The 23,809-nt window shown below is 76.9% G+C and carries 17 protein-coding genes and 1 riboswitch; of the genes, 5 read left to right on the top strand and 12 right to left on the bottom strand.

The genetic code is table 11. The features are described from left to right. Window position 1: 1 nt before the first annotated feature. The 6 genes from BM165_RS00360 to BM165_RS00335 all read right to left on the bottom strand — a co-directional run bounded on the left by BM165_RS00360 (window position 2) and on the right by BM165_RS00335 (window position 6,149). Window positions 2-841 carry an SDR family NAD(P)-dependent oxidoreductase gene (locus BM165_RS00360; RefSeq protein ID WP_083426901.1) on the bottom strand — a complete coding sequence of 280 codons (840 nt, stop codon included), beginning with the start codon at window positions 839-841 and terminating at the stop codon, window positions 2-4. After that, a complete protein-coding gene (locus BM165_RS00355) occupies window positions 841-2,343 on the bottom strand; it encodes a flavin-containing monooxygenase (RefSeq protein WP_075011555.1) in 1,503 nt (500 codons plus the stop codon). Before BM165_RS00355 ends, BM165_RS00360 begins: the two co-directional genes overlap by 1 nt. Before the next feature lie 76 nt (window positions 2,344-2,419). Next, the gene (locus BM165_RS00350) at window positions 2,420-3,073 is read right to left on the bottom strand and encodes a TetR/AcrR family transcriptional regulator (RefSeq protein ID WP_075011554.1); all 654 of its coding nucleotides are present in this window, start codon (window positions 3,071-3,073) and stop codon (window positions 2,420-2,422) included. Window positions 3,074-3,115: 42 nt separating this feature from the next. Then, window positions 3,116-3,760, bottom strand: a complete 645-nt coding sequence (locus BM165_RS00345) for a class I SAM-dependent methyltransferase (RefSeq protein ID WP_075011553.1) — start codon at window positions 3,758-3,760, stop codon at window positions 3,116-3,118. A gap of 69 nt (window positions 3,761-3,829) precedes the next feature. After that, window positions 3,830-4,735, bottom strand: a complete 906-nt coding sequence (locus BM165_RS00340) for an aggregation-promoting factor C-terminal-like domain-containing protein (protein WP_075012042.1) — start codon at window positions 4,733-4,735, stop codon at window positions 3,830-3,832. 213 nt (window positions 4,736-4,948) lie between these two features. Then, window positions 4,949-5,109: riboswitch (cyclic di-AMP (ydaO/yuaA leader) on the bottom strand. Window positions 5,110-5,258: 149 nt separating this feature from the next. Continuing rightward, window positions 5,259-6,149 carry a DivIVA domain-containing protein gene (locus tag BM165_RS00335; protein WP_075011552.1) on the bottom strand — a complete coding sequence of 297 codons (891 nt, stop codon included), beginning with the start codon at window positions 6,147-6,149 and terminating at the stop codon, window positions 5,259-5,261. Between the two features lie 267 nt (window positions 6,150-6,416). Between BM165_RS00335 and BM165_RS00330 the strand changes: the two genes are divergently transcribed. Next, window positions 6,417-7,514 carry an LLM class flavin-dependent oxidoreductase gene (locus BM165_RS00330; RefSeq protein WP_075011551.1) on the top strand — a complete coding sequence of 366 codons (1,098 nt, stop codon included), beginning with the start codon at window positions 6,417-6,419 and terminating at the stop codon, window positions 7,512-7,514. Next, complete coding sequence (locus tag BM165_RS00325; protein ID WP_075011550.1) at window positions 7,511-8,134, top strand: FMN reductase; 624 nt, start codon at window positions 7,511-7,513, stop codon at window positions 8,132-8,134. Before BM165_RS00330 ends, BM165_RS00325 begins: the two co-directional genes overlap by 4 nt. Before the next feature lie 52 nt (window positions 8,135-8,186). Here the strand turns inward: BM165_RS00325 and BM165_RS00320 are convergent, their stop codons facing one another. The 4 genes from BM165_RS00320 to BM165_RS00305 all read right to left on the bottom strand — a co-directional run bounded on the left by BM165_RS00320 (window position 8,187) and on the right by BM165_RS00305 (window position 14,255). Then, entirely contained in the window at window positions 8,187-9,761 is a 1,575-nt protein-coding gene (locus BM165_RS00320; protein WP_075011549.1) for an FMN-binding glutamate synthase family protein, read from the bottom strand. Window positions 9,762-9,836: 75 nt separating this feature from the next. Beyond that, window positions 9,837-11,297 carry a GntP family permease gene (locus BM165_RS00315; protein WP_075011548.1) on the bottom strand — a complete coding sequence of 487 codons (1,461 nt, stop codon included), beginning with the start codon at window positions 11,295-11,297 and terminating at the stop codon, window positions 9,837-9,839. Window positions 11,298-11,314: 17 nt separating this feature from the next. After that, entirely contained in the window at window positions 11,315-12,859 is a 1,545-nt protein-coding gene (locus tag BM165_RS00310) for a gluconokinase (RefSeq protein WP_075011547.1), read from the bottom strand. 64 nt (window positions 12,860-12,923) lie between these two features. Then, on the bottom strand, window positions 12,924-14,255 hold the full coding sequence (locus BM165_RS00305) for an MFS transporter (RefSeq protein ID WP_075011546.1): 1,332 nt from the start codon (window positions 14,253-14,255) through the stop codon (window positions 12,924-12,926). Window positions 14,256-14,425: 170 nt separating this feature from the next. Here BM165_RS00305 and BM165_RS00300 point away from each other — a divergent pair, with 170 nt between their 5' ends. From BM165_RS00300 to BM165_RS23690, 3 genes are all read left to right on the top strand, one after another. Continuing rightward, on the top strand, window positions 14,426-15,055 hold the full coding sequence (locus BM165_RS00300; protein WP_075011545.1) for a TetR/AcrR family transcriptional regulator: 630 nt from the start codon (window positions 14,426-14,428) through the stop codon (window positions 15,053-15,055). Between the two features lie 105 nt (window positions 15,056-15,160). Then, the gene (locus tag BM165_RS24540) at window positions 15,161-17,032 is read left to right on the top strand and encodes a hypothetical protein (RefSeq protein ID WP_075011544.1); all 1,872 of its coding nucleotides are present in this window, start codon (window positions 15,161-15,163) and stop codon (window positions 17,030-17,032) included. A gap of 5 nt (window positions 17,033-17,037) precedes the next feature. After that, window positions 17,038-18,246 carry an acyltransferase family protein gene (locus tag BM165_RS23690; RefSeq protein WP_177225051.1) on the top strand — a complete coding sequence of 403 codons (1,209 nt, stop codon included), beginning with the start codon at window positions 17,038-17,040 and terminating at the stop codon, window positions 18,244-18,246. Between the two features lie 21 nt (window positions 18,247-18,267). Here BM165_RS23690 and BM165_RS00285 read toward each other — a convergent pair whose 3' ends face one another. Further along, a complete protein-coding gene (locus tag BM165_RS00285; protein WP_143107958.1) occupies window positions 18,268-19,437 on the bottom strand; it encodes a DUF4185 domain-containing protein in 1,170 nt (389 codons plus the stop codon). Then, window positions 19,434-23,762, bottom strand: coding sequence for an alpha-(1->3)-arabinofuranosyltransferase domain-containing protein (locus BM165_RS00280; RefSeq protein ID WP_083426900.1), 4,329 nt, complete (start codon window positions 23,760-23,762; stop codon window positions 19,434-19,436). Before BM165_RS00280 ends, BM165_RS00285 begins: the two co-directional genes overlap by 4 nt. Window positions 23,763-23,809 lie beyond the last annotated feature (47 nt).

Here is a 23,809-nt window from a genome sequence, read left to right as displayed (position 1 = left end):
CTCAGGACCGGCGCTGACCGGCCAGGCGGGTGGCCCCGGCGAGGAGCTTCCCGTAGGAGCCGGGCGCCAGCCGGACCAGCAGGTCGGGGACGACGGCGCTGGCGCCGACGAGCAGCCGCGGACGCCTGCGCTCGACGGCGGTGACGATGCGCGCCGCAGCCCGGTCGGCCGGGTAGCGCAGGAACCGCGCGAACTCCCGCTTGCCCTCCTCGGCCTCGGCCGGGTCCACGCCGCTGCCCACCCGGGCGCTCTCGGCGATGCGGGTGGCGATCCCGCCGGGGTGCACGCTGGTGACCCCGACACCGTCGTCGGCCAGCTCGTGTCGCACCGCCTCGGTGAACCCGCGGATCGCGAACTTGCTCGACGCGTACGCCGCCTGCCCGGCCGGCGCCATGATCCCGAAGATGCTCGACACGTTGACCAGGTGCGAGCCGGGCTGCGCCTTCAGCACCGGCAGCAGCGCGTGGGTGAGCCGGACGGCGGCGCGGAAGTTGACGTCCATGACCCAGTCGAACTCCTCGAGGGTCACCTGGTCGAAGCGCCCGCCCAGCGCCACGCCGGCGTTGTTCACCAGCAGCGTCGTGCCGGCGTGCCCGGTGACCAGCGCGTCGGCGGCGTCACGGAGCTGCCCGGCGTCGGCGAGGTCGGCGACGAGGGTGTCGACCGCCCGGCCCGGGAAGGCCGCCCGGACCGACGCCGCGACGGCGGTGAGCCGATCGGCGTCGCGGTCGAGGAGCACCAGGTCGTTGCCGCGGGCGGCCAGCGCCGGTGCGAGTGCGGCGCCGATGCCGCTGGCCGCGCCGGTGACGACGGCGGTGCCGGTGAAGCCGTAGGGGCGCATCAGGCGGCCCGCCCGCCGGACAGCGCCGACGTCCGTTCGCGGACCGGGCGGGTGAAGCGGATGCCCTCGTCCTGCAGCGGGGCGCGCCGCATGAGCAGCAGGTCGCGCAGGTAGCTCTGGTTGAGCTTCCACGGCGCCCGCGAGCCTTGCTTGGGCAGCGCGGTGAGGCTGCGCTGCACGTAGCCGGCCGACAGGCCGAGGAAGGGCTCGCTGCCGCCCTCGGCCGGGGCGAGCGGGGTGGCCGCGGCGTAGCCGTTGCGGTCGAGGTGGGTCAGCAGCCGGCACACGTAGCGGGCGATGAGGTCGGCCTTGAGCGTCCAGGAGGCGTTGGTGTAGCCGATCGTCATCGCGAAGTTCGGCACGCCGGAGACCATGAAGCCCTTGTAGGACACCGTCTGCGACAGGTCGACGTCCTGGCCGTCCACGGTGAGCCGCATGCCGCCGATCGGCAGCAGGACCAGGCCGGTGGCGGTGACGACGACGTCGGCGTCGAGGTGCCCGCCCGACTCCAGCCGGATGCCGGTCTCGTCGAACTCCGCGATCCGGTCGGTGACCACCGACGCCTTCCCGGAGCGCAGCGCGGCGAACAGGTCGCCGTCGGGGACGAGGCACAGCCGCTGGTCCCACGGGTCGTAGGGCGGGGTGAAGTGCGGGGCCACGTCGACGCCCTCGGGCAGCTGCTTGCGCGTCATCGAGGCGAGGAACCGCTTCATCGCCTCCGGCCGGCGCCGGCTGAACTGGTAGGACGCGGTGGAGACCAGCACGTTCTTCCAGAAGACCAGCGGGTGGGCGATGCGGGTGGGCAGCCGGCGCAGCCGCTCGGCGAGCGGGTCGCGGCCCGGCAGGGACAGCACGTAGCTCGGCGTCCGCTGCAGCATCGTCACGTGCGCGGCCTCGGCGGCCAGGCTGGGCACCAGGGTGACGGCGGTGGCGCCGCTGCCGATGACGACGACCCGCTTGCCGGCCCAGTCGAGGTCCTCGGGCCAGTGCTGCGGGTGCACGACCTGCCCGCCGAAGCGCTCCTCACCGGGGAACTCCGGCCGGAAGCCCTGGTCGTAGCGGTAGTAGCCCGAGCAGACCGAGAGCCACCCGCAGGTCCACGTCTCCGTCTCCCCCGTGTCGGTGCGCTCGGCGGTGACCGTCCACAGCGAGTCCTCGGTGGACCACTCGGCGGCCACCACCCGCGTGCGGAACCGGATGTGCCGGTCGACGCCGTGCTCGCGGGCGGTGTCGCGGACGTACTCGCGGATGGAGGCGCCGTCGGCGATGGCCTTCGGGTCGGTCCACGGCCGAAAGGAGTAGCCGAGGGTGAACATGTCGGAGTCCGAGCGCACCCCGGGGTAGCGGAACAGGTCCCACGTGCCGCCGATGGCCTCGCGGGCCTCCAGGACGGCGTAGCTCTTGCCCGGGCACTCCCGCTGCAGGTGGCAGGCCGCGCCGATGCCCGACAGGCCGGCACCGACGACCAGCACGTCGACGTGGCGGGTGGTGGTCTCCGTCATGGCTCTCCTCGTCCCGGCCGGGGTGACCCGCACCACGGTACTCGACACGGTGTCGAGTCGGCCGACAGCGCGTCGGTCAGCGCGGCCCGTCGCCGCCGTACACCGTGCGCAGCCACACGGTGAGCAGCACGTCGAGCAGGTCGTCCTCGGCCAGCGCCGGCTGCTGCCCGGAGGCGGTCACGTGGATGACGCGCTCGTTCATCCAGTTGAGCGCCACCGCGAGGTCACGGGCCGGCGGCCCCGGCGGGGCGGCGCCGCGGGCCCGCTCGGCGTCGATGGCCGAGGCCGTCTCGGCGACGAACTGCTCCATGACCTCCGACCACAGCGCGCGGACCTCGGCGCTCGAGGCGAACAGCGAGGCGGCGGCCGAGGTGAGCGCGCGGTGCGCGGCGAAGGTGTCGCGGACGGCCTCCAGCGCCCCCCGCCAGCTCGCCCGGACGTCGTCGCCGGCCCGGCGCAGCGCCGCCGCGCGGGACGCGCGGGCCTCCTCGACGACGCGGTCGAGCAGGGTGAGGACGACGGCGTCCTTGGACGGGAAGTAGAAGTAGAAGGTGGGCCGGGAGATGCCCGCGCCGCGCGCCAGGTCGTCGACGGAGATGTCGCTCAGCGGACGCTGCCCGAGCAGCTCCTCGGCGGTGGCGAGGATGGCGCGCTCCCGGTCGTCGCCGGAGGTCCGGCGGGGGCGGCGCCCGCGGCCGGCGCCGGGCGCGTCGGGGAGCGGGGCGGCCACGGCGGCGACCCTACCCAGGCAGGCGGCCGGCCCGGCGTGCGCTCAGGGCAGCCGCCACACCGTGGTCCGGCGCACGCCGGGGCCCTCGGTCTCGGGGACGTCGAGCACGGTCACCGGCTCGAGCCGCTCGTGCGGGAGGTACGGCCGGCCGGGGTCGCCGACGAGCACCTCGCACCCGCGGGCGCGCGCCCGGTCGAGGAAGGGCAGCACCCGGCCGGTCATCTCGCGGTCGTAGCAGACGTCGCCGGCCAGGACGACGTCGACGGCCGGCGGCTCGCGGTGCAGGACGTCGCCGACGACGCTGATGCCGCGGACACCGTTGAGGCCCGCGTTGACACCGACCGCGGTGCGGGAGAACGGGTCGACGTCGCTGGCGAGCACGTGCCGGGCACCGGCGAGGACGGCCGCGACGGCGACCAGCCCGCTGCCCGACCCGAGGTCGAGCACGCGGCGCCCGGACACCGGCACCGCCCCGTCGAGGACGGCGCGCGCCAGCGCCTGACCGCCGGGCCAGGCGGCGGCCCAGAACGGCGGGTCCTCACCGGCGCCGCCGGCGGCGTCCTCCATCGCCTCCCACAGGGCGACGACGTCGTCGGCGACGTGCAGCCGCACCTCCGGGACCAGCGACGGCCGGCGCACCTGCGTGTGCGCGCGGACGAAACCGGACGGGACGATCCGTGCCGTCACCTGCTGGTACGGCCCCGGTGCAGGGGCCCGCGCCGAGTGGAGCGAGGCGTGGGGGGCACCGGGGTCCTCCTAGTACCAGCCGGTGGCCTGCGAGTGCGCCCACGCCTCGCACGGCGAGCCGTAGCGCTCCTCGATGTAGATCAGGCCGGCGTCGATCTGGCGGTAACCGTCGGAGGTCTTGGCGATGCCGGTGCTGGCCCAGGTGGAGTCGAGGAACTGCGGGATGCCGTAGGCGGTGCTCGTCGGGTTCTGCGCGTCGGGGTTCCAGCCGCTCTCCTTGCCCCACAGCTTCTCCAGGCAGGAGAACTGCTCGGCACTGCCGACCTTCGCCATCGCGTAGTCCTTGAACGAGCCCCGGCTCGCCGGGGCCGCGGCGGAGGAGGAGCCGGAGGCCGAGCCGCCGGACGCGGGCGCCGGCGCCGGCGCCTCCTCGGGGACCTCCGCGGCCGCAGCGGCCTCGGCGGCGGCCTGCGCCTCCGCGGCGGCCCGGGCCTCGGCCGCGGCCTGGGCCTCGGCGGCGGCGCGCGCGGCCTCCTCCTCGGCGGCGCGGCGGGCGGCCTCCTCGGCGGCGAGGCGGTCCCGCTCGGCCTGGTCGGCGGCGGCCTGCGCCTGGGCGGCGGTGGCCTCCTGCGCGTCGCGCTGGCTGCGGGAGGCGGCGAGGTCCTGCAGCGGCGCGAGGTCGGCGTCCTCGACGACGGGGACGGCGTCCGCGGGCTGCTGCGGGATGCCCAGCTGCTCGGCGACGCTCATGGACGCGGTGACGGTGTCGGTGCCGGCGGAGGCCGCGGGGCTGCCGGTGTTCAGCACGCCGACGACGAGGGCACCGGCGGCGGCGGCGCCGAGCAGCAGGGCCGGCCGGCGCGAGCCGAGCAGCGCGCTGCCGCGCCGGGCGCGGACCCGGCCGGGGGCGGGCGTCTCGGGGACCTCGACGGTCGGGGTCGCGTCGGCGGCGGCGGTGCGGGAACGGGAGGGCATGGGGGTGGGGTGCTCCGAGGGAGAGTGCGCGCGCACGGTGCGGCGCGGTCTGCGGGTGGTCCGGTCCACGGGTCCCCCGGCGGCACGGTGCGCGCCGGGAGCGGCAGGGCAGGGGCGAGCCGGCGTCAGCGGGACGCGGGGGCGCGACGGGCGCGCGAGCGGCTGCACCTGCGGGCCGCGGGGGCCCGGAGGCGGGGCATGCGGAGACTCTCCGTTTCTTCCGTCGGCCGCCTACCGAGTTAGCTGACGGGTTCGGGCGGGAAGGAGCCCTACACACCGGCGAGCTGGGCTCGACGGGTGCGATTCACCCCAGTGCTGCGGTGGGTCCCCGGCTCGCGCCCGCTGGTGCGGACACGACTCGGCGGCGTCCGGTCAGGCTCCCCGACGGGGACGAGACGACCGACCGGACGCGGTCACGGTAGAGGCCGTTACCGGTCCGTGACAACACGGGACGGGAGGTCCCGGTGCGACGGCTGCGGCCGGCCGGCGCCGCGATGCGGGCGCCGGCCGGTGTCCGCGCCGGTCAGGAGGCCGCGGCGACCTCGGGGCGGCCGGGGCCGTGCAGCACCGTGACCTGCGACGCATCGGACGCGGCGGGCTGCTCCCGCGGGGCGTCGGCCGCCCCGGCCGCCGCCTCCCGGCGCTCGGCGAGCACCGGCACGTCGTCGGGGAGCACGCCCGCGACCACCCGGAGGGCGTCGTCGATCTGCCCGGTCAGCCGGCGCAGCCACTCCCGGGCCTCGTCGCGCTCGTCGCGCAGCGGCACCAGCTCGGCCTCGACGGCGCGACGGCGATCGAGCGCCTCGGCGTCGGCGCGGGCCCGCGCGTCGGCGGCCTCCCGGTCGAGCCGCTCGCGCTCCTCGGCCGCCTCCCGGCGGATCGCCGCGGCCTCGCGGCGGGCGGCCTCCATGACGGCCGCGGCCTCGCTGCGGGTCTGGTCGCGCAGCGAGGTGATGGCCTCGCGCATCTCGGCCACGCCGGCCAGGCGGGCGGCGGCCTCGGTGCGGGCCTCCTCCAGCACCCGCCGGGCCTCCTCCTCGGCGGCCGCGGTCACCGCGGCGGCCTCGCGCTCGGCGCGCTGCAGGACCGTGCGCGGGTCGCCTGGGCCGGGCACGGGCACGCGCTCGCGCGCCACCTGCGCCAGCCGGCGGCGGGCGTCGTCGAGCTCCGCCGAGCTGGCGGCGAACCGGCTGAGGAGGTGGTCGTTCTCGCGGCGCAGGACGAGCACCTCGGTCTCGGCCCAGGTGACGTAGTCGTCGACCTGGGCCCGGTCGTAGCCCCGCACCGCGCCGGTGAACACCGGCGCCGTCCCGAGCAGGCCGTCCAGTCCGCCTCCCGGCGCCCGGCCACCGCCCCCGGCCGTCCCGTCCGGGGAGACCCCGTCCTGGGCTCCGCCACCTGCGCGCTGCGACATCCCGGTTCCCCCTCGGTCCCCGTCCGATCCGGTCCTCCCCCGGTTCACCCGGGAGAGTGATCACACGGTCCCATCCGCACGAGCCGCCGGACGCGGCGACGCGGGGGGTGCCGGGGGGCTGCGGAGTGGGGCACCCGGACGTGCCGGATCGGTCACCCAACGCAGTCGTGGTGTCTCGGCACGGTCACGAAGCCCGCGGGAATGCACCGGCCCGCCGCACGGTTGAGCCGAGCGCACGTGGTTGAACACTCAACGAGTGGAGTTCTGATGCAGTTCGGCATCTTCACGGTCAGCGACATCACGACCGACCCGACGACCGGGCGCACGCCGACGGAGGCCGAGCGCATCCAGGCCGTCCTCGCCATCGCCCGCAAGGCCGAGGAGGTCGGGCTCGACGTCTTCGCCCTCGGCGAGCACCACAACCCGCCGTTCTTCTCCTCCTCCCCCACCACGACGCTCGCCTACGTCGCGGCGCAGACGTCCCGGCTGCAGCTGTCGACGTCGACGACGCTCATCACCACCAACGACCCGGTGAAGATCGCCGAGGACTACGCGATGCTGCAGCACCTCGCCGGCGGCCGCGCCGACCTGATGCTCGGCCGCGGCAACACCGGCCCGGTCTACCCCTGGTTCGGCCAGGACATCCGCGAGGGGATCCCGCTGGCGGTCGAGAACTACGCGCTGCTGCGCCGGCTGTGGACCGAGGACGTCGTCGACTGGTCCGGCCGGTTCCGCACCCCGCTGCAGGGCTTCACCTCGACCCCGCGCCCGCTGGACGGCGTCCCGCCGTTCGTCTGGCACGGCTCGATCCGGTCCCCGCAGATCGCCGAGCAGGCCGCCTACTACGGCGACGGGTTCTTCTCCAACCACATCTTCTGGCCCGAGGAGCACACGCAGCGGATGGTGGAGTTCTACCGCCGCCGCTTCGAGCACCACGGTCACGGCAGCGCCGACCAGGCGATCGTCGGCCTGGGCGGGCAGGTGTTCGTGCGGAGGAACAGCCAGGACGCCGTCCGCGAGTTCCGGCCCTACTTCGACAACGCGCCGGTGTACGGCCACGGGCCCTCGCTGGAGGAGTTCACCCGCGAGACGCCGCTGACCGTCGGCTCCCCGCAGCAGGTCATCGAGCGCACCCTGGGCTTCCGCGAGTACGTCGGCGACTACCAGCGCCAGCTGTTCCTGGTCGACCACGCCGGCCTGCCGCTGAAGACCGTGCTCGAGCAGCTCGACCTGCTCGGCGAGGAGGTCGTGCCGGTGCTCCGCCGCGAGTTCGCCGCGCTCAAGCCGGCGCACGTCCCCGACGCCCCCACCCACGCCTCGCGCGTCGCCGCCCGGCAGACCACCCCGGAGGAGGTCTCCGCATGACCACCCGCACCCTCGCCGTCGTCAGCGCGGGCCTGGGCGTCCCGTCGTCGACCCGGCTGCTGGCCGACCGGCTGACGACGGCGACCGTCGACGCCCTGCGCGCGCGGGGTGGGGACGCCACCGTCGAGGTCGTGGAGCTGCGCGAGCACGCCCGCGACGTCGCCGACGCCCTCGTCACCGGCTTCCCGAACGCGGCGCTGCGGGCCGCCGTCGAGACGGTGACCGGCGCCGACGCGCTGATCGCCGTCACGCCGGTGTTCACCGCCTCCTACAGCGGGCTGTTCAAGTCCTTCGTCGACGTGCTGGAGAAGGAGGCGTTGACCGGCAAGCCGGTGCTCCTGGGCGCCACCGCCGGCACCGCCCGGCACTCGCTGGTGCTCGAGCACGCGATGCGGCCGCTGTTCGCCTACCTGCGCGCGGTGACGGTGCCGACGGCGGTGTTCGCGGCGAGCGAGGATTGGGCCGGCGGTGACGGGACCAGCGCGGAGCTGAGCCGGCGGATCACCCGCGCGGCCGGCGAGCTGGCCGACGTCGTCACCGGCCGGCCGGCGACCGCCCGCCCGGCCGACCCCTTCGCCGACGTCCCCTCCTTCGAGGACCTGCTGCGCGGTCAGGCATAGGAAGCGATCCCCACGTCCCGGGCCCCGGGACGTGGGGAGAGCTTCCGATGCCTCAGCCGACGGCGGTCCCCGACGGGGGCGCCGTGCCGCCCTGGGGCGCGTCGGCCGTCATGATTGCGACGATCTCCGCGCGGTCGGCGGCCGAGGGCAGTCCCCAGCCGGGCTCGTAGCCGTAGACCTCCCCGAGCGGGGTCGACGCCGTCCGGCCGGTGAGCACCTCCACCGATCCGGTGTCGATCAGCCCCGGGTGCTCGACGCCGCAGGCCTCGGCCACCTTGAGCAGGTCGCGGCGCAGGGTGGCGACGTAGTTGGCCAGCCGCACCGACTTCAGCGCGGGGTCCAGGCCGTGCGCGAGCCAGGCGTTCTGCGTGGCGACGCCGGTCGGGCAGGTGTCGGTGTGGCACTTCTGCGCCTGGATGCAGCCGATCGCCAGCATGGCCTCGCGGGCGATGTTGACCATGTCGCAGCCGAGGGCGAAGGCGACGACCGCGTTGTCGGGCAGGCCGAGCTTCCCTCCCCCGATGAAGGTCACCTGCTCGGCGAGGCCGCGCCGGGCGAAGGTCGAGTACACCCGCGCGAAGCCGAGCTGGAACGGCAGCGACACCGAGTCGGTGAAGATCAGCGGCGCCGCGCCGGTGCCGCCCTCGCCGCCGTCGACGGTCACGAAGTCCACGCCGCGGCCGGTGGTGGCCATCAGCTCGGTGAGCTCGTCCCAGAACGCCATGTCCCCGACGGCGGACTTGATGCCCACCGGCAGCCCGGTCTCGGCGGCCAGCAGCTCCACCCAGTCGAGCAGGCTGTCGACGTCGCTGAACTCCGCGTGCCGGGACGGGCTCACGCAGTCCACGCCCTCGGGCACCCCGCGGGCCGCGGCGATCTCGGCCGACACCTTGGCCGCCGGCAGCACCCCGCCGAGGCCGGGCTTGGCGCCCTGGCTGAGCTTGATCTCCAGCGCCCGTACCGGCGCGCCGGCGACGAGGTCCGTGAGCCGGTCCAGGTCGAACCGGCCCCGGTCGTCGCGGCAGCCGAAGTAGGCGGTGCCGAGCTGGAAGACGAGCTCGCCGCCGTGCCGGTGGTGCACCGACAGCCCGCCCTCACCGGTGTTGTGCAGGCAGCCCGCCAGCGCCGCGCCGCGGTTGAGCGCCTCCACCGCCGCGCCCGACAGCGAGCCGAAGCTCATCGCCGACACGTTGACCGCCGACGCCGGCCGGAAGGCGTGCCGGCGTCCGCGCGGCCCGCCGAGCACCTTCGCCGACGGCAGCGAGACGTCGGCGGCCGACGCCGGGTGCGACGGCGGGACGGCGCGGCCGAATGTGCGGTGGTTGATGACCGCGTAGCCGGCGGTGTACTCGAGGTCGTTGTCCGTGCCGAAGCCGAAGTAGTTGTTCTCGCCCTTCGACGAGGCGTAGACCCACCGGCGCTGGTCGCGCGTGAACGGCCGCTCCTCGTTGTCACCGGCGACCAGGTACTGCCGTAGCTCCGGGCCGATCGACTCCAGCAGGTAACGGGCGTGGCCGAGCACCGGGAAGTTGCGCAGCAGGGTGTGCTCCCGCTGCAGCAGGTCCCGCGCGGCCACCGCCGCCACCGCGCCCAGTCCGGCCACCGCGGCCCGCGCTGCACCCCTCATGACGACCCCTCTCCGCTGCACTGCGGTCAGGGTCGTCATGGTGGCCCGGAACGGCGCCGTCCGCGCCCCGGGCGGCTACAGGAACAGGCTGAGCACCAGCGCCAGCACGAAGCCGATCGTGCCGAGCAGCGTCTCCATGACCGTCCAGGTCTTCAGCGTCGTCTTCTCGTCCATCTGGAAGAACCGGCTGACCAGCCAGAAGCCGGAGTCGTTGACGTGGGAGAGCACCGTGGCGCCGGCGGCGATGGCGATGACGATGAGCGCGAGGTCGATGGCCGACAGCCCGCTGGAGGCCTCGACCACCGGCGCGATGAGGCCGGCGGTGGTGGTGAGGGCGACCGTCGCCGAGCCCTGGGCCACCCGCAGCAGCACCGAGACGACGAAGGCGGCCACGATGACGGGCAGCCCGATGTCGCCGAGGACGTCGGCCAGTGCGGTGCCGATGCCGCTGGCCCGCAGCACGCCGCCGAACATGCCCCCGGCGCCGGTGATGAGGATGATCGCGCAGACCGGGCCCAGGGCGCTGTTGACGATCGACTCGACCTGCGCGCCGCTCTCGCCCCGGCGCCGGCCCAGGACCACGATCGCGACGAGCACGGTGATGAGCAGCGCGACGGGGGTGGCGCCGAGGAGCTGACCGGCCCGGACGACGAACGAGGACTCCTCCACCGCGCCGGCGGTGGCCAGCGTGGTCAGCCCGGTGTTGAGGAAGATCAGCATCAGCGGCAGCAGCAGGAGGGCCACCACGGTGCCGAAGCCGGGCGGGGCCGGGCGGGTCGCCGTCTGCGTGCGCCGCCCGCCGGACTCACCGGCCGTCCCCGGCGCCGTGCCTGCCACGGTCCCCTCCGGGGCGTCCGGGGTGGGCACGTCGTCGTCCTCCGCCGGCGGGACGGTGACGTCGTAGCGGCGGCCGGCCCACAGGCCGAACAGGTAGCCGCCGAGGTACCAGGTGGGCAGGCCGATGAGCAGGCCGAAGACCAGCGTCAGCCCGATGTCGGCGCCGACGAGCTCGGCGGCCGCGACCGGCCCCGGGTGCGGCGGCACGAAGGCGTGCATCACGGCGAAGGCGCCGGCGGTGGGCAGGCCGTAGGTGAGCAGCGACCCGCCCAGCCGCCGGGCCACGGTGAACACGATCGGCAGGAAGACGACGAGGCCGGCGTCGAAGAAGATCGGGAAGCCGAACAGCAGCGCGGCCACGCCCAGGGCCAGCGGCGCCCGCTTCTCCCCGAACCGGCCGATGAGGCTGTCGGCGAGCACCTGGGCGCCGCCGCTGTGCTCCAGCAGCCGGCCGAGCATCGCCCCGAGCCCGACCAGCAGGGCGACGTTGGCCAGGGTGCCGCCGAAGCCCTCGGTCAGGGTGGTGACGACGTCCTCGAGCGGGATCCGCGTGGCCAGCGCCGTCAGCAGGCTGACCAGGATCAGGGCGAGGAACGCGTGCAGCTTGAGCTTCATGATGAGGAACAGCAGGACGCCCACCGCGGCGGCGGCGATGAGCAGCAGTGGACCGGCGCCCAGCGCCGGTTCGACCTCGGGCACGGCGGTTCCTCCTGGGCTCAGAGCGGTGTCGCCGACGGGGTGTCGTCGAGCGAGTCGAGCGTGGTGAGGACGTCGGCGAGCGCGCTCGCGGACCGCTCCACCAGCGGGCGCGTGCGGCGGTAGAGCTCGGCGGCCGCGGGGTCGGGCTCGACGGGGTCGGAGACGCCGATCAGCGCGGTCGCCTCGTCGAGATCGGGCAGCGCGCCGAGGGCGTGCAGGCCGAGCAGGGCCGCGCCCAGGCCGGTGCCCTCGGGCGAGTCGGCCACCCGCACCGGGAGGTCGAGCGCGGCGGCCAGCGTCTGCACCCACAGCGAGGAGGCCACCGCGCCGCCGGTCGCCCGGACCTCGGCCACCGGGAGACCGGTGGCGGAGAAGGCGTCGCGCACCAGCGCGAGCTGCTGGCACACGCCCTCGACGGCGGCGCGCACCAGGTGCGGACGGCGGTGCTCGCGGCGCAGCCCCACGTAGGCGCCGCGCAGACCCGAGCGCCACCACGGCGCCCGCTCGCCGAGCAGGTAGGGCAGGCACAGCAGTCCGGCGCTCCCGGCCGGCACGCCCGCGGCCTCCTCCAGCAGCCGGGCGTCGAGGACGTCGGCGGCCTCCCCGGTGACCCCGTCCCCCTCGGCCAGCGCCTGCGCCGCCCAGCGCACCACCGAGCCGCCGTTGTTCACCGCGCCGCCGACCACCCAGTGGTCGTCGGTGAGCGCGTAGCAGAACAGCCGGTGCGCGGGGTCCACGGTGGGCCCGGGGACGACGACCCGCATCGCGCCGCTGGTGCCCAGCGACACCGCGGCGACCTCCGGCCGGACGGCGCCGATGCCGAGGTTGGCCAGCACCCCGTCGGAGGCGCCGATGACCAGCGGCGTGTCCGCGGGGAGCCCGGTCGCCGCGGCCACCTCCGGCCGCAGGCCTGGCAGCACCGCCGTCGTCGGCAGGACCTCCCCCAGCTGGTCGGCGCGGACGCCGGCGACCTGCAGCGCCTCGGCGTCCCACGTGCCGGTGCGGATCCCGTAGAGGCCGGTGGCCGAGGCGCAGGCGCGGTCGAGCACCTGCGGGCCGCCGTGCAGCGCCGCGACGACGAGCTCCTTCACCCCGCCCCAGCGCGGCACCGAAGCCAGCCGGTCCGGGTCGTCGGCCCGGAGTGCGGCGAGCTTGAGCAGCGGGGCCATCGCGTGCACCGGCGTGCCGGTGCGCTCGTGCAGTCCGGGCGCCCGGCCGTCGGCGCGCAGCGCGTCGGCGAACCCGGCGGCGCGGGCGTCGGCCCAGGTGAGCAGCGGGCCCAGGGGACGGCCGTCGTCGTCCATGGGGACCAGGCCGTGCATCGCGGCCGACAGCGAGATCCCCACCACCCGGTCGTCGCGCTCGCGGGCGGCGGTGCAGACGGCGGCCAGCGCCTCGACGGCGGCGTCGGCCAGGCGGGCGGGGTCGAGCTCGGCGTGGCCGGGCGCCGGCACCGACAGCGGGTAGCCGACGCTGACCAGGTCGCGGACCCGCCCGTCGACGCCGGCGGTGACCGCCTTGGTGGCCGTCGTCCCGCTGTCCAGCCCGACCACGACGTCCATGCGGTGATCGTGCCGATCCCGGAGTCCGGGCGCGACCCCTCAGCGGTGGGCGACGGCCCCGTCCCTAGCGGTAGGCGCTGCCCCCGCGCAGCCGGGCGGAGACGGCGACGTGCAGCGGCGCGAGGACCACGCCGTCGCGGGCCAGGCGGGCGCGCAGCACCCGGCGGTGGCGCAGCAGGCCGACCAGGCCGACCGCCCAGAAGACGTACTGGACGGCGAACGCGGCGCGGAAGGCGTCGAGGTCGTAGGCGGTGGAGCCGCCCGGGGTGAGCGCGTCGAGGACCGCCCCGATCGCCAGGATGGTCAGCAGCGAGGCCACGAACCCGCCCACGTTCACCACGCCGCTGGCGCTGCCCTGCCGCTCGGCGGGGTTCCAGGTGCGGGCGAAGTCGAAGCCGATCATCGAGCCGGGGCCGTTGGTGCCGAGGACGACGACGAGCACCACGAGCAGCCACAGCGGCGCGCGGCCGGGCCACAGCAGCACGACGGTCCAGGTGACCGCGGTCAGGCCGAGGATGGAGAGGACGAGGACCGAGCGGCGCAGCGGCCAGCGCCCGCACAGCCGGCCCAGCAGCGGGCCGACGCCCATGCCGACGACCACCAGCAGGCTGAGCAGCCCGGCCGCCGTCGCCGGGGACAGCCCCTGGCCGACGACGAGGAACGGAAAGCCCCACAGCAGCGCGAACACGGTGCCGGAGAACTGGGTGACCAGGTGGGTGTAGAGGCCGATCCGGGTGCCGGGCTCGCGCCAGGTGAGCGTCAGGCCGCGGCGCACGTCGGCCAGCCCGGCGGGGACGCGCGCCGCCGTGCCGGGCGGCGCGTCGCGCAGCGCGGTCAGCACCAGCACGACGACGAGCACGCCGACCGCCGCGGCGCCCAGGAAGGTGCTGCGCCAGCCGGCGGCGTGCAGCAGCGCGACCAGCGGGTAGGCGGCCGCGATCTGCCCGACCTGGCCGAGGATGCCGGTCAGCTGGGTGACCAGCGGGACGGTGGGGCCGGGGAACCAGAAGCCCACCACGCGCAGCACGCTGATGAACGTCATCGCGTCGCCCGCGCCCACCAGCACCCGCGCGGCGACGGCGGTGGGCACGTCACCGGCCAGCGCCAGCACCAGCTGGCCGACGGCCATGGTCGCGCCGCCGGCGACGATCAGCCGCCGGGAGCCGAACCGGTCCAGCGCCACCCCGACCGGCACCTGCAGCCCGGCGTAGACGGCCAGCTGCAGCACCAGGAACAGCGAGACCGCCGAGGCGCCCGCGGAGAACCGCTCCTGCGCCTCGACCCCGGCCACCCCCAGCGACGCGCGGTGGAACACGGCCACCACGTAGGCGGCCAGCGCGGTGAGCCAGACGGCGTAGGCGCGCAGCGGCGCGCGGGCGGGCGTCGGGGAGGTCACCCCGGGAACGACAGCTCCCGCGCGCGGGGTGTTCCCGGCGCGCCGGTGAGCCGCCCCACTGCGGCGCGGCGGGGGCCCGCGCAGCCCCGGCGCCACCGGCGGTGAGGACCGGTTCCGGAGTGGCGGCGTCGCTCCCCTGTCCCGGGGGCCGGCGGACCTAGCATGACGGTGTGGAAGCCCTGGTCTCCCCCGAGGACCTCACCGAGGACGACGCCCAGCGGCGGGTGCGCATCCTCCTCGCGCTGGCCTCCTGCATGGCGGTCAAGGGCTACCGCGCCACGACGATCTCCGACATCGCCCGCGTGGGCCGGGTGTCGAAGACCGTCGTCTACGCGCACTTCCGCGACAAGGAGCACTGCCTCCTCGAGCTCTACACCCGCTCCTCGGACAAGATGCTGGCGACGGTGCAGGCCGCGCAGGCGCAGGCCGCCGAGGCAGGCCTCCCCTGGCGGGACCGGCTGGGCGCCGCCGTCCGCGCCTACCTGGAGGTGCTCGCCGCCAACCCCGAGGTGGCGTGGGCCGCGCTGGTGGAGGTCCAGGCGGCCGGCCGGCCGGCCCTGGCGCTGCGCCGGCAGGTCATCACCCGCTACGTCGAGCTGATCTGCGGCGTGGCCACCGACCTCGCGCAGCGGCACCCCGACGAGGTGCGCCCGGTGGAGCGGCCGCTCGTGCTGGCCGCCGTCGGCGGGCTGCACGAGCTGATCCTCGCCCGGGTCGAGCGGGGCGAGGCCAGGTCCCTCGCCGAGGACACCGACGTCGCCACCGAGGTGCTCGTCCAGCTGGTCGCCCGCCGCCCCTGACCACCCGGGACGGGGACAGCGGCCCCGGGGCACCGCTCCGGACTACCCGCCGGTAACTCCCGTGTCTACGCTGGCCGCGTCCTGCTCCAGGTGGAACGGAGTCCCATGGCTACGCCCGCGGACGTCGGCGTCGACGTCACCGGCGAGACGGCGCCCGCCCGGCCGCACCCCGCGGGCCGCGGGCCCGTCCTCGGCCGGGAGGCCGCCGTCCCGGTGGTCGCGGGCGTCCTCGTCGCGCTGCACCTGTGCCTGCGGCTGTGGACGGCGGCCGGCGGGTGGTTCACCCCGCTCGACCTTGCCGGTGTGGCCGCGGGCGTCGCCGGGACCGGCGAGGTCGCGGGCCCGCCGGGCGCGGAGGCGCTGACGCGGGCGCTGGCCGCCCTGGCGCCGCTGTCGTGGCCCGCCGCCGTCGGCCTGGAACTGCTGGCCCAGCTCGCCGTCGACGTCCTGCTGTACCGGCTGCTGGTGGAGCTCTTCGGTCGCCGCCCGGCCGTGCTGCTCCCGCTCGCCGTGTACCTCGCCAGCACGCTGCCCCTCGTCGGCGGCGTGTGGTGGGCGGCGGCGACGGTGCAGCTGCCCGTCCAGCTGGCACTGGTGGTCGCGCTGACCGGTCACGTCCGGCACCTGCGGACCGGCCGGCCCGGGCCGGCCGTGGCCGCCGCCGGGGCGGTGCTCCTGGGGTCGCTGTTCTCCACCGGGGTGCTGCTCGTCCCGCTGCTGCTCCTCGCGCTCACGCTCCTGTGGTGGACCGGGGGCCCGCTGCGCGAGCGCGCCCGGGCACTGGCGCGCCGGCGCACGGCGTGGGTCCTGCAGGCGCTCGCCGTCGGTGTCGGAGCCGCGCTGCGCGTCCTCCTGCACCCCGGGCCGCTGCCCGGTCCCGGGTCCCTGGGCGACGCGGTCGCGGACCTGCCCGGGCTGGTGGGCCGGACCGTGCTGCCGGGCCTGGTGGGCGGGCCGTGGGCCTGGTCGCCGGCCGACGGGTCGCTCGCCGTCCCGGCCCCGCCGGCCGCCGCCGTCGCGACCGCCGCGGCCGTCGTCGCGCTCACGGCCCTCACCTCCGTGCTGCTGTCCCGGGGCGCGGTGCGCGCCTGGCTCGTGGGCGCGGTCGCGACGGTCGTCGCCCTGGCCGCCACCGCGGCGTCAGGGGTCCGCGCCGAGATCGGCGACCCCCCGGCCGCCGTCGTGCCCCCGGCCGCGCTGGCCCTCGTGGCGGCGCTGGTGACCGGCCTGGCGTTCCTGCCCGTCCGGGACGCGCCCGTCGTCCTTCGCCGGCGGACCCGGGCCGGCCGCGACGCCGGCGCCCGGCCGGTGCCGCAGGCCGTGCGCCCGGCCGTCGGCGCCCTCGTGGTCGCCGCCCTGGCCGCGGCCTCGCTGGCGTCGACCGCCGCCTTCCGCGGCTCCTGGTCGGACAACCCGGCCCGCGACTACGTGCAGACGGCGCAGGCGGAGCTGGCCGAGCGGCCCGACGTCGTCCTCGCCGACAGCCGTGTCCCGGCCGGGGTGGTCCCGGACGCCCTCGCGCCGGCGAACACCGCGTCCGCCGTCCTCGCCGGCCTGCCGGTCCCGGCACGGTTCCTGGGCGAGGCGACCGTCGTGCCCGGGCTGGCCGTGCTCGACGACGAGGGCCGCGTGCAGCTCGGCTACGTCGAACCGGTCGCGCAGACCGGCGCCGGGCCGGTCGAGGGCTGCGGCTGGCCGGCCGGACCCGAGCCCGCGGACGTCCCGCTCGACGGCGCCACCACCGACGGGCGGTGGTACCTGCACCTGACCCTGCTCGCCGGGGCGGACAGCCGGCTGTGGATCACCGCCGGGGACACCCGGGCGGGCACGCTGGCGACCGCCGGCCTGCGCGACCTCTACGTCCTGGTGAGCGGGGAGGTCGACCGGGTTCGGGTGGAGGCCGCGGACCCGGGGACCACCGTGTGCGTGGGCGCGGTGCGCGTCGGCAGCGTGCGCCCGCTGCCGGCCGGGCGGTGACCGCCGTGACCACGCCTGCCGTGACCGCGCCCGCACCGGTGCCGGCGGGCCACTACCCGTGCCTGGGCGGCCTGCGGGCGATCGCCTCGACCGCCGTCGTGGCGACGCACGCGGCCTACTGGACGGCGAACTACACGCCCGACGCGACCGGCCGCGTCCTCGCCCGGCTCGACGTCGGCGTCGCCCTGTTCTTCGCGCTGTCGGGGTTCCTGCTGTCCCGGCCGTTCCTCGCCGCGGCCGCCCGCGGGACGCCCGCGCCCCGGGCCGCGGCCTACCTGTGGCGCCGCGCGCTGCGGATCCTGCCGGTCTACTGGGTGGCCGTCGTGGCCGCGCTGCTGTTCCTCCCCGGCAACCAGGGCACCGGCCTCGCGGGGTGGCTGCGGCACCTCGTGCTCGGGCAGATCTACGTCCGCGACGCGCTCGCCGAGGGGCTCACCCACACCTGGAGCCTGTGCACCGAGGCGGCGTTCTACCTGCTGCTCCCCGCCGTGGTCGCCGGCCTGCTGCGGGTCTCGGGGCGCGGGGAGTGGCGTCCGGCCCGCGTGCTGGCCGGGCTGGCCGTCCTGGCGGGGCTCGGACTGGGCTGGCTTGCCTGGGGCTGGACCGACCCGTCGGTGATCGCCCCGATCGACGTCTGGCTGCCCTCCTTCGCGGCCTGGTTCGGCGCCGGCACGGCCATGGCGGTGGTCTCGGTGTCGGCGCCCGGCTGGCGGCCGGTGCGCTGGGCCCACGAGCTCGGCACCGGGCTGTGGACCTGCTGGGCCGCCGCCGCGGCGCTGTTCTGGATCGCCTGCAGCCCGCTGGGCGGCCCGCTGGACCTCACTCCCCCGGACGCGGTCGAGGCGGTCACCAAGTCGGTGCTCTACACCGGCGTCGCGACCCTCGTGCTGTGGCCGCTGGTCTTCGGTCCCCAGACGGCCGGCACGACCCGGCGACTGCTCGCCGCCGCTCCCGCGCGGTTCCTCGGCGACGTGTCCTACGGGCTGTTCCTCTTCCACATGCCGCTGCTGGTGGCCCTCTACGCCGTCCTCGACCGGGCACCGTTCACCGGGACCTTCCTCTGGGTCTTCCTGGCCACCTGGTGCGCGGGGGTGCTGGCCGCGACGGCGGCCTACCGGCTGCTCGAGCGGCCGCTGATGCGGCGGTGGCGCGACGTCGTGCCCGAGCGGCTCCCGGCACCGACCCTGCGCGACGCCGAGACCGTCGCCCCCTGAGCGACCCCCCGGCCGGTACGGCTAGGGCCGGGGGATCTCCACGAACACCGGGCGCGCGATGCGCGGGTCGGCCCACACCCGGTCCCCGTTCGTGGCGTTGCGCGAGATCGACAGCAGCAGCCCCCCGGAGGCCAGCGGGACGTCGGGGTGCGCGAGCGGGGCGTAGGCCAGGTCGCCGGTGTCGAAGCCCGCGGGCGCCGGCAGCGCCCGCCGCGGGGTCCACGGGCCGGTGGGGGACGGCGCGGTCCACGTGTAGACGAAGTCGCCGAGGTCGCCGTCGCGCTTGGACACCGCCAGCCACCGACCGTCGACCGGGTCCACCGAGAGGGTCTGCGAGACGCCGCCCACCGCGCCGAGCACCCGGCGGGCCGTGTCGGCCCGACCGGTCCACGCCGACCCGTCCCAGTACTCCCACGCCAGCCGGTTCTCCGGGGAGTCCACCGGGACGCGGGCCACGTACAGCTCCCGGCCGAAGGTCGGCGGGTCCCCCGGGAGCCGGGTGCCGTACACGTACAGCCAGCCGCCGTCGACCGCGGCGGCGGCTCCCCAGTTGATCTGCTGCGGGTCGTCGTCGTCGGGGGTGACGCGGACGATCTGCTGCAGCTGCGGCGCCTCCCGCTCGAGCACGGTGAACACCGCCACCGACGTGCCCCGGAAGCGGAAGTCCAGCAGCTCCCCTCCTCCGGCGTCGCGCTGCGTCCGCGCGAGCAGGACCAGCAGGACGTCCTGCACGTCCCGGTGGTCGGGGCCCGCCGCCGCACCGGGGAGCGCCACGACCGACATCGGCCAGTACACCGTGCCGTCGGCGGAGTCGGGCAGCAGCGGCCCGCGCTCGCCGGTGACCAGCTGCGAGACGCAGGAGCCGGAGCTGACCAGCATCGAGTTCGACACCATGAGCGGCTCGGTCCCCGGGCTGCGGAAGGTGTCGCCGAAGACCCACACCAGCCGGCCGTCCCCCAGCCGCGCACTGGTGCCGACGTCGGCCGCCTGCCAGCCCGGGAGGTCGGCCTGCGCCACGACCCGGTTGAGCAGGTCGGCGGTCATGGGCTGCTCGCCGTCCGGCAGCGGGCAGGCGGGCTCGAGCCAGGCGCTGACCGCCGGGGGCACGACGGCGCCCGGCGCCTCCCCGGGCACGCACCCGGCGGCCAGGAGGGCGACCAGGAGCACCGACGCGGCCGGGGACCGCCTCACGCCTCCCGCTCCGGGCCGGCCGGTCGCCGGAGCCGCAGCGCGGGCCACCGTGCCCGCGCGCCGCCGGGCAGCCGCACCGGCGGCAGGACGGCGGCCACCACGGCCGCCAGGGCCAGCAGGGCGAGCACCTGGCGCAGCGTCCCGGTCGCGGCCGGGGCGGTGAGCAGCAGGGCGCCGGCGACGGCGAGCGGTGCCGCCACCAGCGCCGCGAGGACCGCCGGCCGCCGCGCGCCGGCCACCGAGGCGGCGAGCACCGTCAGCGCCAGCAGGCCGAGGCCGACCACGCCGCCGACGAGCGCCGTCCCGCCGACCAGGCCGAGGGCGACCGCCCACTCCGGCAGCGGGCGCCCGGCGCGGCCGGCGGGCACCGGACGGCGCGCCGGCGCCGCCGCGAGGACGGCCAGCAGCAGCACCGCGGCCCCGCCGGCCAGCAGGGCGGTGCGGTACAGCGAGCCGGGCCCGAAGTCGAGGGCCACGGTGCCGGCCGGGCCCGGCGGCAGGACCCAGCCCTGCTGCCAGCCGTCGACGGCCACGGTCGCCAGCACCTCGCCGTCGAGGGTCGCCGTCCAGCCGGGGTTGGTGTTCTCGGGGACGACGAGCAGGGTCGCCTCGTCCCGGGCGGGCACGTCGACGCGGCGGTGCTCGACGTCCCAGCGCGTGACGTCGGCGGCCTGCCGCTCCCCCGCCTCCCCGGCGGCGCTCCCGGACCGGGTCAGCGTCGCGGTCGCGGCGGCGAGGGTGTCGGTGCCCGCGACGACCAGGCGGTGCCGGCCGGCCGGCAGCTCGACGGCGGCGCCCCCGTCGCACGGGGTCAGCTCGAGCGGCGCGAGGTCGCGGAGCGCGCCGACGGTCGTCTCCGCCGACGTCCGCCGCTCCACCCCGTCGACGGCGACCACCGGCCCCTCCCCGCAGGGCACCGTGACGACCGCACCGGGATCGAGGGCGGCCGGCGGGCCGCCGACGGTCAGCTCGCTGACCCCGACGCCGAGGTCGCGCAGCCGCCGGCCGTAGGGGTCCCACGAGTCGAGGTCCAGCGGCCGCTCGAAGGTGACCTCCAGGCGGTCGGTGGTGATGGGCGTGAAGGCGACCGAGCCGTCCTCGGCGAGGCCGAGCGTGCGCTCCAGGCCCCCGCCGGTGAGGGTGACCGCGGTGGGGACCGCCGCGGCCAGCCCCGGCGTCACGGTCAGCTGCAGCTCCTCGACGACGCGCGGCTCGTCCCAGGTGAGCACCAGAGTCGGGTCGCGGTCCGCGGGGTCTGCCAGCCAGGCGGTGGCCGGGTCGCCGTCGACGGCCGCGAGCGCGCTGCCCCGCGGGTCGGGGACGGCGGCGCTGCTGGCGGTGACCGCGACCCCCGCCCCGCCGGCGTCGGCCAGCAGCGCGTCCAGCGCCGGACCCGGCCGGGGGACGGCGGTGGCGGCGAGGTCGTGGCCCCCCGGCTCTGCCACGGTGAACGCGCGGTCGAGCGTCGCCGGCTCCTCCGCCCCCGCGACGAGGTCGGACGCGCACCGCGGGTCGCCGGTCGCGTCGACCACGCAGCCCGACGACGTGCCGTGCGGCCCGTAGGTGGCGAACGACCAGGCGTCGACCGGCCCGTCGGGCTCCGGCGTGACGACCGTGCGGGTCACGGTGATCCCGGGCAGCGTCACCTCGGCCAGCGCCGGCCCGGTGCCGGCGTCGGTGCGGTCGAGGCCGATGACGAGGGTGTCGGTGACGCCGGCCGGCAGCGGCAGGGCCTGGGGCTCGGTGGTGGCCTGCAACGGACGGCGGATGGAGCCGGTGTCGGTGGTCAGCCGGATCTCGGCCGGGGGGTCCTCGGCGGTCGCCGCGTCGAGCACCACGGTCACGCCGGCGGCGGTGAAGGGCTGGTCGGTGTCCAGCCGCCACCAGGCCGCCTCGGCGCTCGCGAAGCGCACCGCCGGGCGCCACGCGGTCGAACGGTCGCCGTCGACCGCGGCGAAGGGCGCGGCACCGACCTGCGCGCCGCCGAGGCTGTCGGCGTCGGAGGCCGAGCTCGAGGCGCTGGGCGTCCCGCCGTCGTAGCGGACGACGCTCTGGGCCGCCCGCGGCTGCGCCACCGGGTAGTCCCGGGCGGGCGCGTCGATCCGCAGCGGTTCGGCGGGGGTGAGAGCGCTGGACGCGGCGTCGGACAGCCGGCCGAACGCGCGCTCCCGGAGGGCCAGCGCGTCGCTGACCACCGTCGGCCCGCTGCCCTCGGGGGCCTCACCGGCGAGCACCGTGGGGCGGCCGGTGACCAGGCCCCGCTCCTCCAGGTCCACGACGGCGTCGGGGCCGCCGGCCACGGTCACCGCGTCGGCGAGCGGGGCGGTCCAGGCACGCGGTGCGGCGCCGTCGACGGCGTAGACCTCGACGGCCGGCGCGGGCTCGCCGAGCCCGGCGTCGAGCACCAGCCCGGAGGTGAGCGGGAGCCCCGGGAGGTCCGGGCCGAAGGACGCCTCGAGGGTGGTGCCGGGCGAGGTGCGCAGCGCCTGCCGGACGACGATGGAGCGGGCGGCGCCCGCCGACCCGGCGTCGAGGTCGTTGCGCAGGACCACGTGCGAGAAGCCGGCGCGGGCGAGGGCACGGGTGAGCCCCTCCGAGCCCTCGCCGCGCTCCAGCCGCTGACCGAGGGCGTCGAGGTAGCGGATGTGCCCCTCGCTGGTGAGCGGGATGGCGTTGCGGACGTCCCACGGCGAGTCGGCCAGCGGCTGCATCGGCTCGTCCTGGGGGCTGCCCCACACATAGGTGCCGAACGACGACGCGGGCACCAGCAGCGCCCGGCCGCTGGGCTGCTCGGCGGCGAGGTGGTCGGCGGCCTCCTGCCAGTAGCCGGGGATCTCCTCGAACCCGGTGGCGGTGGGCAGCCGGCCCGCGAGCGCCGGGGAGACGCCGGCGACGAGCGCCAGCGCGAGGACCGCCAGCAGCGCCCGGGCGACGACGGCCGCCGGCCGCGGCCACTCCGTCGGCCACACCGGCGTCCAGGAGTCCGGCCACACCGTCCGCCGCGCCGCCGGGACCGGGTCCGGGTGCTCCGGTTCCGCGCCCGACGCGCGGCGCGCCAGCCGGGCCGCCAGGTGCGCCAGGGCCAGCACGAGCGGGAGGCGCAGCACCGGATCGAACTTGTGCACGTTGCGCAGCGGCGCGAGCGGGCCGTCGAGCGCCTCGTTGAGCGTCCCGGCGAGCAGGCCGTCGACCGTCGCCAGGTGGCCGAGGGTGACCAGGGAGACCCCGGCGACGACGCCGTACACGAGCCAGGTGCGCTCGGGCAGGCCCCGCCGGGTGAGCGCCACCAGGCCGGCGGTGGCGAGCACGACCGTGCCGGCGACGGGCAGGGTGTCGGTGAGCAGCGACCACCCCGCCGGCCAGAGGGGGCCGCTCGGGGAGCCCAGCGCGGCGAACCAGTGCGAGGTGCCGCGCAGCACCGACAGGACGTCGGTGGGGGCGGTGGTGACGTCGGCGGTCTCGATGTAGTCGATGAACGGCGGGCTGTAGCGGCCGAGCAGCAGCAGGGGGCCGGCCCACCAGGCCGTGGCCAGCCCCACCGCCAGCGCCCACCACGCGGCGAGCCGCCGCCGCAGCGGACCGGCAGGCCGGGTCAGCAGCCACAGCACCGGCAGCGGCAGCACCGCGGCGGCGGCCACCGCGTTCACGCCGCCGGCGCACAGGACGGCCAGGCCCGACCACGCCGCGGCGCGCCGCGGGGAGCGCAGGGCGGCCGCCCCGACGAGGGGCACCAGCACCCAGGGGGCCACCGCCATCGGCACGACCTCCACCGAGGTGGCGCCGATGGCGGTGACCATCCGCGGCGCCAGGGCGTAGGCCACCCCGGCCACGAGGCCGGTCGCGGGGGTCCCGATGCCCAGCCGCCGGGCGAGGACGACGATCCCGAGGAAGGCGGTGCTCATGAGCAGCGCCAGCCACAGCCGCTGGACGACCCAGTCGGGCAGGCCCGCGGACCGGCCGAGCCCGAAGAAGGGCCCCATCGGGAAGAGGTAGCCGTAGGCCTGGTTCTGCACCTGGCCGGCGAAGCCCTCGGGCTCCCAGAGCCGCAGGGCCCGGCCGAGGAAGCCCCACGGGTCCGCGGTCAGGTCGAGCTTGGTGTCGTTGAGGACCCGTCCGGGCGCCTGGGACAACGACAGGCCCAGGAAGGCCAGGCAGACGGCCACCAGGCGGACCCGCTCCAGCAGCGCCGTCGACCGGTCGGGGCGCTGCGGGGTGACCGGCGGCGCGGCGGCCGGGCCCCCCGGGACGCTCGACCCCGCTCGCGACGCCGCCGGGTCCACCGGAGCAGGTCCGGTGGACTCGGCGGTCAGCGGGGGCGCGGCCACGACCCCGGGGAGGGCCGCCCCGGCGACGGGGCGCCCTCCCGGAGGGA

Origin of the sequence: Geodermatophilus obscurus, assembly GCF_900115395.1 — a bacterium.
Taxonomy (GTDB): domain Bacteria; phylum Actinomycetota; class Actinomycetes; order Mycobacteriales; family Geodermatophilaceae; genus Geodermatophilus; species Geodermatophilus obscurus_B.
The sequence above is the reverse complement of the archived record's forward strand: the minus strand, read 5'-3'. Positions and strand labels throughout refer to the sequence as shown.

What these genes read in the sequence shown, in the direction of transcription:
- BM165_RS00325 (WP_075011550.1), top strand. Translation starts at nt 7,511, where the DNA reads ATGACCACCCGCACCCTCGCCGTCGTCAGCGCGGGCCTGGGCGTCCCG.
- BM165_RS24540 (WP_075011544.1), top strand. Translation starts at nt 15,161, where the DNA reads ATGGCTACGCCCGCGGACGTCGGCGTCGACGTCACCGGCGAGACGGCG.
- BM165_RS00310 (WP_075011547.1), bottom strand. Translation starts at nt 12,859, where the DNA reads ATGGACGTCGTGGTCGGGCTGGACAGCGGGACGACGGCCACCAAGGCG.
- BM165_RS00355 (WP_075011555.1), bottom strand. Translation starts at nt 2,343, where the DNA reads ATGACGGAGACCACCACCCGCCACGTCGACGTGCTGGTCGTCGGTGCC.
- BM165_RS00340 (WP_075012042.1), bottom strand. Translation starts at nt 4,735, where the DNA reads ATGCCCTCCCGTTCCCGCACCGCCGCCGCCGACGCGACCCCGACCGTC.
- BM165_RS00335 (WP_075011552.1), bottom strand. Translation starts at nt 6,149, where the DNA reads ATGTCGCAGCGCGCAGGTGGCGGAGCCCAGGACGGGGTCTCCCCGGAC.
- BM165_RS00330 (WP_075011551.1), top strand. Translation starts at nt 6,417, where the DNA reads ATGCAGTTCGGCATCTTCACGGTCAGCGACATCACGACCGACCCGACG.
- BM165_RS00360 (WP_083426901.1), bottom strand. Translation starts at nt 841, where the DNA reads ATGCGCCCCTACGGCTTCACCGGCACCGCCGTCGTCACCGGCGCGGCC.
- BM165_RS00320 (WP_075011549.1), bottom strand. Translation starts at nt 9,761, where the DNA reads ATGAGGGGTGCAGCGCGGGCCGCGGTGGCCGGACTGGGCGCGGTGGCG.